16 protein-coding genes are annotated in these 13,083 nt (G+C 69.5%); 7 read left to right on the top strand and 9 right to left on the bottom strand.

Annotated features, from left to right (window positions below):
• Positions 1 to 932, bottom strand: a 932-nt coding sequence (locus ACKVMH_RS10315) for a patatin-like phospholipase family protein (protein WP_412700215.1), incomplete at its 3' end; no start/stop codon positions are given.
• Positions 933 to 1,162: 230 nt separating this feature from the next.
• On the opposite strand from ACKVMH_RS10315, the gene rpsU reads away from it, so the two are divergent.
• The 6 genes from rpsU to ACKVMH_RS10285 all read left to right on the top strand — a co-directional run bounded on the left by rpsU (position 1,163) and on the right by ACKVMH_RS10285 (position 5,704).
• Positions 1,163 to 1,378, top strand: a complete 216-nt coding sequence (gene rpsU, locus ACKVMH_RS10310; RefSeq protein WP_036137208.1) for a 30S ribosomal protein S21 — start codon at positions 1,163 to 1,165, stop codon at positions 1,376 to 1,378.
• A gap of 137 nt (positions 1,379 to 1,515) precedes the next feature.
• Positions 1,516 to 1,959 (top strand): GatB/YqeY domain-containing protein, encoded by a 444-nt coding sequence (locus ACKVMH_RS10305; protein ID WP_215218927.1) that lies wholly within the window; start codon positions 1,516 to 1,518, stop codon positions 1,957 to 1,959.
• A 143-nt stretch (positions 1,960 to 2,102) separates the two neighbouring features.
• A complete protein-coding gene (locus ACKVMH_RS10300) occupies positions 2,103 to 3,047 on the top strand; it encodes a YihY/virulence factor BrkB family protein (protein WP_412700214.1) in 945 nt (314 codons plus the stop codon).
• Positions 2,966 to 3,211, top strand: a complete 246-nt coding sequence (locus tag ACKVMH_RS10295) for a YhjD/YihY/BrkB family envelope integrity protein (RefSeq protein ID WP_412700213.1) — start codon at positions 2,966 to 2,968, stop codon at positions 3,209 to 3,211. Before ACKVMH_RS10300 ends, ACKVMH_RS10295 begins: the two co-directional genes overlap by 82 nt.
• Before the next feature lie 62 nt (positions 3,212 to 3,273).
• A complete protein-coding gene (gene dnaG, locus ACKVMH_RS10290; RefSeq protein WP_412700212.1) occupies positions 3,274 to 5,040 on the top strand; it encodes a DNA primase in 1,767 nt (588 codons plus the stop codon).
• A gap of 109 nt (positions 5,041 to 5,149) precedes the next feature.
• On the top strand, positions 5,150 to 5,704 hold the full coding sequence (locus ACKVMH_RS10285) for a hypothetical protein (RefSeq protein ID WP_412700211.1): 555 nt from the start codon (positions 5,150 to 5,152) through the stop codon (positions 5,702 to 5,704).
• A gap of 55 nt (positions 5,705 to 5,759) precedes the next feature.
• Here ACKVMH_RS10285 and cyoE read toward each other — a convergent pair whose 3' ends face one another.
• The 4 genes from cyoE to ACKVMH_RS10265 are packed head-to-tail and all read right to left on the bottom strand — an operon-like array spanning position 5,760 to position 9,246.
• Complete coding sequence (gene cyoE, locus ACKVMH_RS10280) at positions 5,760 to 6,668, bottom strand: heme o synthase (RefSeq protein ID WP_215218931.1); 909 nt, start codon at positions 6,666 to 6,668, stop codon at positions 5,760 to 5,762.
• Positions 6,669 to 6,679: 11 nt separating this feature from the next.
• Positions 6,680 to 7,852, bottom strand: a complete 1,173-nt coding sequence (locus ACKVMH_RS10275; protein ID WP_412700210.1) for a COX15/CtaA family protein — start codon at positions 7,850 to 7,852, stop codon at positions 6,680 to 6,682.
• A 31-nt stretch (positions 7,853 to 7,883) separates the two neighbouring features.
• Positions 7,884 to 8,477 carry a hypothetical protein gene (locus ACKVMH_RS10270; protein ID WP_215218933.1) on the bottom strand — a complete coding sequence of 198 codons (594 nt, stop codon included), beginning with the start codon at positions 8,475 to 8,477 and terminating at the stop codon, positions 7,884 to 7,886.
• Between the two features lie 28 nt (positions 8,478 to 8,505).
• Positions 8,506 to 9,246, bottom strand: a complete 741-nt coding sequence (locus tag ACKVMH_RS10265; RefSeq protein WP_412700209.1) for an SURF1 family protein — start codon at positions 9,244 to 9,246, stop codon at positions 8,506 to 8,508.
• Between the two features lie 81 nt (positions 9,247 to 9,327).
• On the opposite strand from ACKVMH_RS10265, the gene ACKVMH_RS10260 reads away from it, so the two are divergent.
• Positions 9,328 to 9,534, top strand: a complete 207-nt coding sequence (locus ACKVMH_RS10260; RefSeq protein WP_215218935.1) for a twin transmembrane helix small protein — start codon at positions 9,328 to 9,330, stop codon at positions 9,532 to 9,534.
• A gap of 120 nt (positions 9,535 to 9,654) precedes the next feature.
• On the opposite strand, the gene ACKVMH_RS10255 is transcribed toward ACKVMH_RS10260, so the two are convergent.
• Genes ACKVMH_RS10255 through ctaD form a run of 4 tightly spaced genes read right to left on the bottom strand, consistent with a single transcriptional unit; the run spans position 9,655 to position 12,932 of the window.
• Positions 9,655 to 10,533 carry a cytochrome c oxidase subunit 3 gene (locus ACKVMH_RS10255; protein ID WP_412700208.1) on the bottom strand — a complete coding sequence of 293 codons (879 nt, stop codon included), beginning with the start codon at positions 10,531 to 10,533 and terminating at the stop codon, positions 9,655 to 9,657.
• Positions 10,534 to 10,566: 33 nt separating this feature from the next.
• Positions 10,567 to 11,166, bottom strand: a complete 600-nt coding sequence (locus ACKVMH_RS10250) for a cytochrome c oxidase assembly protein (RefSeq protein WP_412700207.1) — start codon at positions 11,164 to 11,166, stop codon at positions 10,567 to 10,569.
• Positions 11,163 to 11,297: a hypothetical protein gene (locus ACKVMH_RS10245; RefSeq protein ID WP_412700206.1), complete on the bottom strand. Its 135-nt coding sequence runs from the start codon at positions 11,295 to 11,297 to the stop codon at positions 11,163 to 11,165. Before ACKVMH_RS10245 ends, ACKVMH_RS10250 begins: the two co-directional genes overlap by 4 nt.
• 18 nt (positions 11,298 to 11,315) lie before the next feature.
• A complete protein-coding gene (gene ctaD, locus ACKVMH_RS10240; protein ID WP_412700205.1) occupies positions 11,316 to 12,932 on the bottom strand; it encodes a cytochrome c oxidase subunit I in 1,617 nt (538 codons plus the stop codon).
• Positions 12,933 to 13,083 lie beyond the last annotated feature (151 nt).

The following is a 13,083-nucleotide window of genomic DNA, read 5'->3' as shown; positions in this document are numbered from 1 at the left end:
GCCGCGGCCGCCCGGCTGGCCGCGGCCACGCGCTCGGCCTGCAACGTCGCGATCGCCTTGCGGATGGCCGGCAACGCAGCCAGCGCCGCACGCTCGCCTTCGAGGATGGCGCGGTTGCGCTGCTCGAAATCGGCCGCGCCGATGTCGGTCACCTGCGGGCGGATGACCACGTCGGCGCGCGCCATCTCCTGCTGGCCCAGCTGCTGGCCCATGATGCTGATGGACTGGTTGACGATACCGAGCAGGTGCGTGGGCTTCTGCCCGGTGGCCTTGCTGGAGATGTCGACCGCGATCACCAGGTCGGCGCCCAGGTCACGCGCGGCATCCACCGGCACGGGACTCACCACGCCGCCGTCGACGTAATGCCACTGGCCGATCGCGACCGGCTCGAACACGCCCGGCACGCTGCTCGATGCGCGCACCGCCTGGCCCGTGTTGCCGCGTGCAAACGCGACCCGCTCGCCGGTCTCGAGCCGCGTGGCGACCGCGGCGAACGGTTTCTCCATGCGCTCGAGCGCCCGCCCGCCCACCTGCGCGTTGACGTAGTCCTGCAAGGCCTTGCCCTTGACCAGGCCACCGGCAAACAGGCTGACATCGCGGATGCTCGATTCGTCCAGCGCCACTGCCTCGCGCTGCAGCTCGAACGGGCCCATGCCACCGGCATAGAGCGCACCGACCACGCTGCCGGCGCTGGTGCCGGCGACCACGCGCGGCGTGATGCCGTTGGCCTCCAGCATCTTGATGACGCCGATGTGTGCGAAGCCCTTGGCGGCGCCGCCACCCAGCGCGAGGCCGACGCGGATTTCGGGGGGTGGCACAACGACGGTCGGCGCGGAGGGCGGATCAGGGCGGACGGTCTCGCCGCCACAGCCTGCGATCAGCACCAGCGGCAACAGCAACAGCGGCGCCAGCCGCCGGCGTAGGAGAGTCATCATGTTGCGACCATGGGCCATCGAAGCCGCGGAGCATACGCGCGGCCGCCCCCACGCCGGTTGAACGCGCGAGCGGCTCGGGTCCGATCCGCTCCAGGCCCCGCTGAACAGGCGTGGGAGCCGCACGCGGGCCGGGTGTGCGGGACCGGCTTGCACTGTCGAAACCTGCGCCGGTACAATACGCGGCTCGCCCGGACCCATCCGGGCTGTTTACCCGAACCGAGATACTTATGCCCAGCGTCAAAGTCCGCGAAAACGAGCCTTTCGAGTTTGCCCTGCGTCGCTTCAAGCGCACCTGCGAGAAGGCCGGCGTCCTCGCCGAGACCCGCAAGCGCGAGTTCTACGAAAAGCCGACCCAGGAACGCAAGCGCAAGGCCGCCGCCGCGGTGAAGCGCCAGTCCCGCCGCGCCTCGCGCGACGTGACCAAGCGCCAGCGGCTGTACTGATCGCGCATCCTGCGTAGCTCCCGGCCATCCGCGCCGGGGACTTCACAGGGAAGCCAAAGCCGGCCGCGCCGTGAGCGCCGCCGGCTTTTTGCGTTCCGCCGGAACCGGCGGCGCGCGCCCCACCCAAGGACCCCGCCATGACCCTCAAGCAGCAGCTCACCGACGACATGAAGGCCGCCATGAAGGGCGGCGACAAGCACAGCCTCGGCGTGATCCGGCTGATGAACGCCGCGATCAAGCAGAGGGAGATCGACGAGCGGATCGAGCTGGACGACGCGCAGGTGCTGGCGGTGCTCGACAAGATGGTCAAGCAGCGGCGCGACTCGGTCACCCAGTACGAGGCTGCCAACCGCGAGGACCTGGCCGCGGTCGAGCGCGAGGAGATCACCGTGATCGAGCGCTACCTGCCGGCCAAGCTCGGCGAGGCCGAGATCATCGCCGCGATCGACGCGGCCAAGGCCGAGACCGGCGCCAGCAGCCAGGCCGACATCGGCAAGCTGATGGGCGTGCTCAAGCCGCGGCTGGCCGGCCAGGCCGACATGGGCCTGGTGTCGAAGCTGGTGAAGCAGCGCCTGGGCTGAACCGCCCGGGTGGCGCACGACGAGGCCGGGACATCCCGGCCTTTCGCGTTTCCGGGGCTGGCAGCCACCGCTATCCGTCGACCCACTCGACGCTAACCTCGTCGCCCCGATACTGGCGGGGCATCCTCCACAAACAACACTCCATGGCCGACCGATCCCCGAATCCCGCAACGCCTGCCCGCCGTGCCGGCGAAGACGTGCCCGAGACGGACCAGCCGGATCTTGGCGAACGCCTCGACGAACTGCAGGAGCGGATCGAGGAAAGCTGGCCGGCGAAGTTCATCCATCGCTTCTTCGCCTACGACCTGCTGGCGCTGGCCGCCGCGCTGTCGTTCTACACCCTGCTCTCGCTGGCGCCGCTGGTACTGATGCTGCTGTGGTTGACCACCGCGCTGCTGCCCACTGCGCAGGAGGAATTCTTCCGGCAGGTCGGCCTGCTGGTCGGACCGCAGGTCGAAGAAACCGCGCGGCTGATCGTCGCCAACGCCGAGCGCCGTCCCGGCACCGGCTCGCTGGCCGCGCTGCTCGGCACCGGCGCGTTGCTGGTCGGCGCGTCGGTCGTGTTCGGCCAGTTGCAGGCCGCCCTCAACCGGGTATTCCGCTCCGATGCGCGCGCACTCGGGCTGCTGGCGTGGCTGCGCAAGCGCCTGCTGTCGTTCGGCATGGCCATTGCAGTCGGTTTCCTGTTGGTGGTGTCGATGGCGGTCCAGGCCGCCCTCGCGGTCGTGATGGCATGGCTGCCGGACCTGTTGCCGGTGTTCGCGGAGGCGTTTTCGCTGGTGCTCTACGCACTGGTGTTCGCCGGCATGTACCGGCTGCTGCCGGATCGCCCGGTCAGTCCGTCGCGCGCCTTGGCGGGCGGCGCGCTGACTGCCGGACTGTTCATCGTGGGCCGCTGGGCGATCGGCCTGTACCTCGGCCAGGCCAGCCTGGGCAACGCCTACGGGCCGGCCGGCGGCCTGGTGGTGATGCTGGTGTGGCTGTACTACTGCGNGGACTGTTCATCGTGGGCCGCTGGGCGATCGGCCTGTACCTCGGCCAGGCCAGCCTGGGCAACGCCTACGGGCCGGCCGGCGGCCTGGTGGTGATGCTGGTGTGGCTGTACTACTGCGCGGTGGTGTTCCTGGCGGGTGCCCTGATCACGGCGATGCTCGACGAGCATGCGCGGGTCTCCCGCCGGCTGGCGCGCCAGCGCGCACGCGCCGACCGCACGCCCCCGGCCGCGACCGACGCAACCACCGGCCGCCCGTGACCGCCCCGGCGGTGGCATCCTAGCGGTCCGCTTCATCGTTACCGCGCCCGGTCCGGGCAGCCATGGCCCGCATTCCCGACGCCTTCATCGACGACCTGCTCGCCCGCACCGACATCGTCGAGCTGGTGGGCGCGCGCGTGCCGCTCAAGCGGCAGGGCAAGGAATACTCGGCGCGCTGCCCGTTCCACGACGAGCGCTCACCGAGCTTCACGGTCTCGCCGGGCAAGCAGTTCTACCACTGCTTCGGCTGTGGCGCGCACGGCACCGCGATCAAGTTCCTGATGGAGTACGACCGGCTGGAGTTCCTGGACGCGGTCGAGGAACTGGCGCGCCAGAACGGGATGGAGGTGCCGCGCGACACCTTCCAGCGCAACGCCAACCCCGACAGCCAGGACCTGTACTCGGCGATGGAGGCGGCGGCGACCTTCTACCGCCGGCAACTGGCCGCCACTCCGCGCGCGCGGGCCTACCTCGACGACCGTGGGGTCGACGCGGGTATCCGCGAGCGCTTCGGGATCGGTTACGCGCCCGGTGGGTTCAACGCGCTGCGCGACGCGCTCGGCAGCGATGAGCGCCGGATGCGGCTGCTCGAGCGCGGCGGCCTGTTCTCGAAGAACGACAGCGGCCGCGTCTACGACAAGTTCCGCGATCGGGTGATGTTCCCGATCCACGACCGGCGCGGCCGCACGATCGGCTTCGGCGGCCGCGTACTGGCGCCGGAGGAGGACGGCCGGGACCCCGGCCCGAAGTACCTCAACTCGCCCGAGACGGAGCTGTTCCACAAGGGGCGCGAACTGTACGGCCTGTGGCAGGTCCGCCAGGCCAACAAGAAGATCGAGCGGCTGGTGGTGGTCGAGGGCTACATGGACGTGGTCGCGCTGTTCCAGCACGGGGTCGAGACCGCGGTCGCGACGCTGGGGACCGCCACGACCCCGGACCACGCCGAACTGCTGTTCCGGAACGCACCCGACGTCTATTTCTGCTTCGATGGCGACCGCGCCGGGCGCGGCGCGGCGTGGAAGGCGCTCGAGTCGGTGCTGCCGCGGATGAAGGACGGCCGGCAGGCGTTCTTCCTGTTCCTGCCCGAGGGCGAGGATCCCGACACGATCGTCCGCAAGGAAGGCGCGGCCGGTTTCGACGCGCGCCTGCGCGAGGCGGTGCCGCTGTCGCGGTTCCTGTTCGACTCGCTCGCTGCGGAGGTCAATCTCGGCACGCTGGAAGGCAAAGGCCGGCTGGCCGAGCGGGCCAAGCCGCTGCTGGCGCAGATCCCCGATGGCGCCTTCGCCGATCTCATGCGCCAACGGCTGACGGAGCTGACGGGCGTCGGCGCACGCGCGAGCAGCCCGGAAACCCACGTGCCGGCGCAGCGCGCACGGGCGCCGTCGCGGGGCACCCCGACGCCTCGGCGCAGCCTGGTCCGCGCCGCAATCGCACTGCTGCTGCAGCGTCCGGCGCTCGCGCTGGAGCTGGAGCCGCCGTTCCGCTTCGCCACGCTGCGCCAGCCCGGCATCGAACTGCTGGTCGACCTGCTCGGCCTGATCTATGCGCGCCCGGACATCGGCACCGGCTCGCTGGTCGAACACTTCGCCGGGCGCGAGGAATACAGCGCGCTGCAGAAGCTGGCCTCGCAGTCGCTGGCCGGCGACGAAGGCAAGTGGCGCGACGAACTGCTCGACGCGATCGCGCAGCTCGATCGCCAGACCCTGCAGCAGCGCATCGAAGAGTTGCAGGCGATCATCCACGAGGGTGGTCGCGGCGCACTCACCGCCGAGGAACAGGCTGAACTGCGCGAGTTGCTCGGCGCGGTCGGACGGGCCCGCCGGACATGACCGGCGGCGGGTGGACGGCCGCCACGCAAGCGTTTCACCCGGTTTTCATACACCCGGCGACGACGCGGCGGCGCCTACAGTCGGTGGCGTTCCTCCGGAGACACCACCCATGCGCCGCCTGTCGATCACTACCCCCATCCTCCTTACCGGTGCCGCCGCGCTGCTGCTGGTCGTCGGCTGTCGCGGTCCCGAACTGGCCGAGGTCCAGGCCGCTCCGCCGCCGCCCGTCGTCAAGAAGATCGACCCGCGCGTGGCAGCCGAGCAGGCGCTGGTGGCCTACATGGAAACGGTCGGCACCGACGAGGCGCCGCAGTACCGCGAGGCCCGCAGCGACCTCGACGGCGACGGCACCAACGACCTGCTGATGTTGCTGGACGACCCGATGTGGTGCGATGCCGACGGCTGCCCGCTGCTGGTGTTCCACGGCGAGGCGGACGGCAGCTATACGCTGGTCGGGCGCACCGATACCACCCACGCACCGATCGCGCTGGGCAAGCACCGCAACAACGGCTGGCACGACCTGCTGGTCGGCGTGGGCGGTGGCACGACCCAGGCCGGCACCGTCGCCCTGCAGTTCGACGGCGAGGGCTACCCGGTCGATCCCACGATGGTGGCGTTGCTTGCCAACGAGTCGGCCCCGGTGGTGCAGACGCTGTTCGAGTAACAGAGCCGCCGCCGGGCCGCGCCGGACAGCTGCGACGACCAGCCCGCTTGCGTCGTCAGCCGACGGGCCGAAGCTCGAACGCCGCCGCCGGCTCCATCAGCGGCAGCAGCCAGTGGTCGACCAGCAGGAACGCGAAGAGCGCCATCAAGTACACGATCGAGTACTTGAACACCTCCATCGCGTACAGCTCGTCGGGCGGGTCCATCAGCCGCCAGGCGTGCCAGAGGAACACCGCGCCCAGCACCAGCGCGCCACCGAGGTAGAACAGTCCGCTCATGCCGGTGGCCCACGGCAACACCGTCACCACCACCAGCAGCACGGTGTAGAACAGGATCTGCCAGCGGGTGTACTCGACCCCGTGGGTGACCGGCAGCATCGGCACCATCGCCTTGCGGTAGTCCTCGCGGCGGAAGATCGCCAACGCCCAGAAGTGCGGCGGCGTCCAGACGAAGATGATCAGCACCAGCAGCAGCGCGTGCGGGTCGAGCGTGCCGGTGATCGCGGCCCATCCCAGCGCGGGCGGCGCGGCGCCGGCGATGCCGCCGATGACGATGTTCTGCGGCGTGGCCCGCTTGAGGAACACCGTGTAGATGACCGCATAGCCGATCAGCGAGGCGAAGGTCAGCAGCGCGGTCAACACGTTGACCCAGACCAGCAGGATCACCATCGAGGCCGCCGCCAGCAGCAGCGCGAACACCAGCGCCTGGCGCGGGCTCACCTGGCCGGCGACGATCGGCCGCCACGAGGTCCGCGCCATCTTGGCGTCGATGCGCGAGTCCAGTAGCTGGTTGATCGCCGCCGCGGACGAGGCCGCCAGCCAGATGCCGAGGAAACCGAGCACGGACTCCTTCAGCGGCGGCAGCCCCGGCACGGCCAGGAACATGCCGATCGCCGCAGTGAACACGATCAGCGCGACCACCCGGGGTTTGGTGAGGTCCCAGTACTGTCGCAGCGTCGGTCGCATTGCCGTGCCCATCACGCCTCCGGTGCGCGTACGCGCGCCAGCAGCGAGACCAGCACGAACAGCAGCAGCACCGCACCGGCGTTGTGCAGCACCGCCGTCCACAGCGGCAACGCCAGCTTGACGTTGGCGATGCCCAGGGCGACCTGCGCGATCGCCAGCGCGCCGAGCAAACTCGCCCAGCCGCGCAGACCCGGTGTGCGAAGCAGCCGCGCGACCAGCCACAGCAGGTAGGCGAACACGACCACCGCCATCATCCGGTGGGCCATCTGGATCGCGATGCGCGACTGGCCGTCGAGGATGCCGCCTTCGTAGTCGACGCCGATGCCGCGCCACAGCACGAAGCCCTCGCTGAAGTCGGTCGGCGGCCACCATCGGCCGACGCAGGTCGGGAAATCGGTACCGCAGGCCAGCGCCGCATAGTTGGCGCTGGTCCAGCCGCCGAGCGCGATCTGCACGCCCAGCAGCACCAGCCCGACCATCAGCAGCACGCGCACGCGCCCGGCCTCGGCCAAGCGGATCGGCAACCCGGTGGCACGCCATGCCATCCACAGCAGCAGCGAGAACGTCAGCAGTCCACCCAGCAGGTGGCCCATCACGACGATGGGCTTCAGCAGCCACGTCACCGTCCACATCCCGAGCAGGGCCTGGAAGATGATCACCGCCAGCGTGACCGCCGCCACCCGGGCCAGGTCGAGGTTGCTCCAGCGCAGCGCGGCCACCAGCAGGATCGCCTCGCCGGCGATCGCCAGCACCGACGCGGCCACGTGCTCGCCGCGCATGTACAGCGGGATCGCGATCGCGACCAGCGCGGCAGCAGCCAGTACCTGGGCCATCCCGTACCGGCGGCGACGCGCGGCGAGCAGCGCGAGCGCCAGCGTCAGCACCCCGAGCGCGCCCGCGATCATCCGGTGGAACTGCTCGCGCCACGCCTTGTGCACCTCCACCGGTCGGATCGCGGTGGCGGCATGGTCCGCGCCGTGGCCGACCTCGGTCGGCCACGCGGCGCGGCCGTAGCAGGTCGGCCAGTCCGGACAGCTGAGCCCCGCGTCGGACAGACGGACGAAGGCACCGAACACGATCACGCCCAGCGCGAGCGCGACCGCCAGCCACGCAAGGCGGTGGAAATGGCGGGCCGGACGCGCGGCGGCGGGACGTGGTGGGGAGGAATGGCGGGAGGCGGTCATGCAGGTCTCTTGCAGCGGCGCGGGGCGCCGGTCAGATCAGCTTCAGGAGCTTGGCGACATCGGCGCGCAGCCCGACCGGATCGAACCCGGGAGGGTAGCGCAGGATCACGAACCCGTTCGGGTCGACCACGTAGGCCGGTACGCCGCGCGCCGGATCGGCGTCGAGCCCTGGCAGCGCGGCGCGGAGGCGCGGTTCCGGCTGCACCACGTGCAGCGTCCGCGGGCGGGCGTCGGCCGGCGGCAGGCAGGCATCCTCGCCGCAGATCCAGAGCAGGTGCACCCGGTCCGCGTCCTTGCCGAACAGCCGCCAGACGGTATCGAGGTCGTGCGCCAGGCGGTCGCAGCGTTCGCCGCACTGCGCGGGCGGCGCGACGACGATGCGCCAGGTCCGCAGTTCCGGCTGCCAGGCGTACTCGCCACCCTCGGCCAGCACCGGTACGACCTCGCGCAGGTCGGCCGGCGGATCGAGCAGCTCCCCGTGGTTCCTGCGCCCGTCCGGTTGCCAGCCGGAGAAGCGCAGGATGCCGGCCACCAGCATGCTGCCGAAGAACATCACGAAGATCGCGACCAGCAGGACGCGATTCCGGTTGCGGGTGCGGAGGTCGACCCCTGCCGGTTCGTTCATGGCGACATCACTCCTGCAGCGTGCGTGTTCATCGGCGTGGCCCACCGGTCACCGGGCGGCGCCTGCGAAAGGTGAGGATCAGTGCGGTGGCCAGCACCGCGAGCGCGAGGCCGAACCACTGCACCGCATAGCCGCGGTGCTTGTCCGGCGGCAAGGTGTTGGCGAGCAGCTCCAGGTCGCGCTCGTAGCCCAGCTCCATGGCCGGGTCGAGCCGCAACACGCGCGGTGCCAGCGGGCCCGGCAGGCCGGTTTCGGCGGCGATGGCCGCCATGTCGACACGAGTCAGCAACCACTGGTCACCGCTCTGGACCAGTCCTCGCCCCAACGCGATGCCGCTCGACGGCGGGGCCGCCAGCAGGCCGCGCAACTGGATGTCGCCCTCGGGCCGCGGGATGACCGGCAGCTCGCGCGACGGGGGCAGCGGCATCCAGCCCATGTCGACCAGCATTGGCCCTGCGCCTTCCGGAATAAAGACGCGGTAGATGCGCACGCCGACCCTGCCCTCGCGCTGCTGGTTATCCAGCAGCAGCGCGCCGCGCGCGTCGAACCTCCCCGCGCCGGCGGCCCAGTCGTACTGCCCGGCGCTGTGGGGATCGTGCGCCGCGGCCAGCGGAACGACTTCGCGCCGGGTCATTACACGGTCGGCCGCATCGAGCATCGCCTGCTTCTCGACCGCACGCTGCTGCTGCCACCGGCCCAGGCTCGCGAACGCCGCGATCGTCGCGATCGCGAGCAGCCAAGCCACCACCAGCGTGCCCCGACGGCTCACTGCGACACGGCCTGCGGCTGCGATAATGCGGGCACCGCGGCGGACGCCGCCCGACCGAGCGCCGCGCGCCGGAGCTGCCTGATGAAGACCCTGCTGATCGTCGGCTTCCTGATTCTCATACTCTGGAACCTCGGTGCCGGCCTCTATTACATGCTGGTCGACAAGGGCGAGAGCAAGCGCACGGTCAATGCGCTGACCCGTCGCATCGTGCTGTCCATCGCCCTGGTCCTGATGGTGGTGGTGGCCGCGAAACTGGGGTGGATCGAGTTCCACGGCGTCGGCCGCTGAGGCGGGGCAGCCCGGTCATCCGGCCGGGGCCTGAAACGCCACAACCGCGACGCGCGCGGTTGCCGGCAAAACGATGGCCGCGGCCGCGGTCCCCTGGGACCAGCGGCCGGCAGGCCCGGGTCAGAGCACGTAGACGAACAGGAACAGGCCGAGCCAGACCACGTCGACGAAGTGCCAGTACCACGCAACCGCCTCGAACGCGAAGTGGTTGTCGCGGTCGAAGTGGCCCTTGAGGCAACGGAACCAGATCACCGCGAGCATGATGGTACCCAGCGTCACGTGCAGGCCGTGGAAGCCGGTCAGCATGAAGAACGTCGAACCGTAGATGCCCGATCCGAGGGTCAGGTTGAGTTCCTGGTAGGCGTGGATGTACTCCTCGGCCTGGAAGAACAGGAACACAAGGCCCAGCAGCACCGTTACGCCGAGCCAGACCAGCAGCGCGCGGCGGTGGCCGGCCTTGAGTGCGTGGTGGGCGGCGGTGACCGTCGCGCCGGAGGTCAGCAGGATCAGCGTGTTGAGCAGCGGCAGGCCCCAGGCAGGGATGGTCTGGAACTGGCCGCCGACCGCGGCGGGACCGTTGCTCGGCCAGGCCGCGCTGAAGCCCTCCCACAGCAGGTTGTTGGTCGCCATGCCGTCGCCGGCACCACCCAGCCACGGCAACGCGTACTGCCGGGCGTAGAACAGGGCACCGAAGAACGCGGCGAAGAACATCACCTCGGAGAAGATGAACCAGATCATCCCCATCCGGAACGAGACGTCGACCTGCCGGTTGTAGTGGCCGCGGACGGACTCGCGGATCACGTCACCGAACCAGCCGAACAGCACGGCCACCAGCAGCGCGACACCGATCAGGAAGGTGGCGCGGCCCCAGCTGACGTCGTTGAGCCAGGTGGCGAAACCGACCATCGCCACGAACAGCGCGATCGAGCCGAGGAACGGCCAGCGGCTGCTGTGCGGGACGAAGTAGATGTTGGCGTCTGGCGTTTGGGCTTGGGCCATGGCGGCGGTTCCGTGGTTCGTGGATGCGTGGCGTTACGGCGCGGCAGCGGGGGCCGCGGCCACCGGATGGGCGGAAGCGGCCTGCTGCGCGGTAAGCGCGTTGTTCTTGTAGAAGGTATAGGACAGCGTCACCGTCTTCACGTCGTCCGGCAGGTTGGGGTCGACGATGAAGCGGACCGGCATGTCGCGGCTTTCGCCGGCGTGCATGGTCTGGGCGGTGAAGCAGAAACACTCGGTCTTGCTGAAGTAACCCGACGCGCGCGCCGGCGCGACCGACGGCACCGCGCTGCCGACAATGGTGCGGTCGCTGGTGTTGTGCGCCCGGTAGCTGGTCTCGTACTGCTGGCCGGGACGCACCTGCATGGTCAGCTGGCTGGGCTCGAACTCCCACGGCAGCTTGGAGTTGACCCCGCCATCGAACTGCACCGTGACCAGCCGGTCGGAAACCGCCTGGCCGCGCGTGGCCTCCACCGCGGTGTTGTCGAGGCGGATGCCGAACACCTTTTCGCAGGCGATCCGGTAAAGCGGCACCAGCGAGAAGCTGAAACCGAACGCCAGCGCGGCGACCACCAGCATCTTGCCCAGCCCCTTGGTGGGCTTCGGGGCCTGCTCCGGGGACTGCGGCGCGCTCATTGCCCCAGCACTCCACTGAGGAGGAAGGCGACGTACACCGCCACCGCGATCCCCCCGACCCATAGCGCGGTCCGGCGCGCGGCCTTGCGGCGCGCGTCGGGGTCCAGGCGGGGGTCGTGGGTCGGGGTCATGGCGCGCGGCGTTCGAGGTCAGTGGGTGACGTCGCCGTGGGCGAGGTCTCCGTCGCGGATGACCGGCGGGGTGGTGAAGGTGTGGTGCGGCGCCGGGCTCGGCACGGTCCACTCCAGGCCGCGCGCGCCTTCCCAGGCACGGGCTGGCGCCACGGCGCCGACCTTCTTCGAACGCCACAGGATGAACGCCATCAGGAACGGGGTGACGAACATGCCGAACGCGCCGATCGAGCTGACGAGGTTCCAGTCGGCAAACACCACGTTGTAGTCCGGGATGCGGCGCGGCATGCCGGCCAGGCCCAGGAAGTGCTGCGGGAAGAACAGCAGGTTGACGAACACCATGGTCCACCAGAAGTGGAACTTCGCTAGGCCTTCGTTGTACATCCGGCCGGTCCACTTGGGCCACCAGTAGTACACCGCCGCGATGATCGCGAACAGCGCGCCGGTGACCAGCACGTAGTGGAAGTGCGCGACCACGAAGTAGGTGTCGTGGTACTGGAAGTCGGCGGGCACGATGGCGAGCATCAGGCCGGAGAAACCACCGATCGTGAACAGGATGACGAACGCGATCGCCCACAGCATCGGCGACTCGAACGTGATCGAGCCGCGCCACATCGTGGTGACCCAGTTGAACACCTTCACGCCGGTCGGAATCGAGATCAGCATCGTGGCGTACATGAAGTAGATCTCGCCACCCAGCGGCATGCCGGCCGTGAACATGTGGTGGGCCCACACGATGAACGACAGGAACGCGATGGCGGCGGTCGCGTAGACCATCGCCTGGTAACCGAACAGCGGCTTGCGGGCGAAGGTCGGGATGATCTCCGACACGATGCCGAACGCCGGCAGGATCATGATGTAGACCTCGGGGTGCCCGAAGAACCAGAAGATGTGCTGGTACATCACCGGGTCACCGCCGCCGGCGGCGTTGAAGAACGAGGTCGCGAAGAACTTGTCGGTCAGCAGCATGGTGACCGCGCCCGCCAGCACCGGCATCACGGCGATCAGCAGGAACGCGGTGATCAGCCAGGTCCAGGTGAAGATCGGCATCTTCAGCAGGTCCATGCCCGGCGCGCGCATGTTGAGCACGGTGGCGATGATGTTGATCGCGCCCATGATCGAGCTGATGCCCATCATGTGGATGGCGAAGATCGAGAACGCCACGTTGCTGCCGCCCTGCAGGGACAGCGGCGGGTACATGGTCCAGCCCGCGGCGGGGCCGCCACCCGGGAGGAACAGGGTGAGCAGCAGCAGCGTGAAGGCGAACGGCAGGATCCAGAACGACCAGTTGTTCATGCGCGGCAGCGCCATGTCCGGCGCGCCGATCTGCAGCGGGATCATCCAGTTGCCGAGGCCGACGAAGGCCGGCATCACGCCGCCGAAGATCATCACCAGCGCGTGCATCGACGTCATCTGGTTGAAGAACTCGGGATTGACGTGCTGCAGCCCGGGGACCGCCAGCTCGGTGCGGATCACCACCGACATCGCCGCGCCGACGATGAACATGATGAAGCTGAAAATCAGGTACAGCGTGCCGATGTCCTTGTGGTTGGTCGAAAAGAACCAACGGTCGATGAAGCCCTGCTTGTGGGCGTGGTCATCGTGGTGATCAGCAACGGGGTGCGTGGCAGCCATGGCCTACCTCTAAATTACGTTTGTTTGACGACGCGGACGGATCAGCCGGCGACCGCAACAGCGGGCGCGGCTTCGTCGTCGGAGTTCGGAGCTTGTTCAACCGGGGCCGGCTCGGCCGGCGCGGCGGCCGGGGCCGGGGCGTTGCCGGCCC

Origin of the sequence: Lysobacter zhanggongensis (genome assembly GCF_046638635.1) — a bacterium.
Lineage (GTDB): Bacteria > Pseudomonadota > Gammaproteobacteria > Xanthomonadales > Xanthomonadaceae > Novilysobacter > Novilysobacter luteus.
Note: the sequence above shows the minus strand (reverse complement) of the source record. Positions and strands in the feature narration are given on the sequence as shown.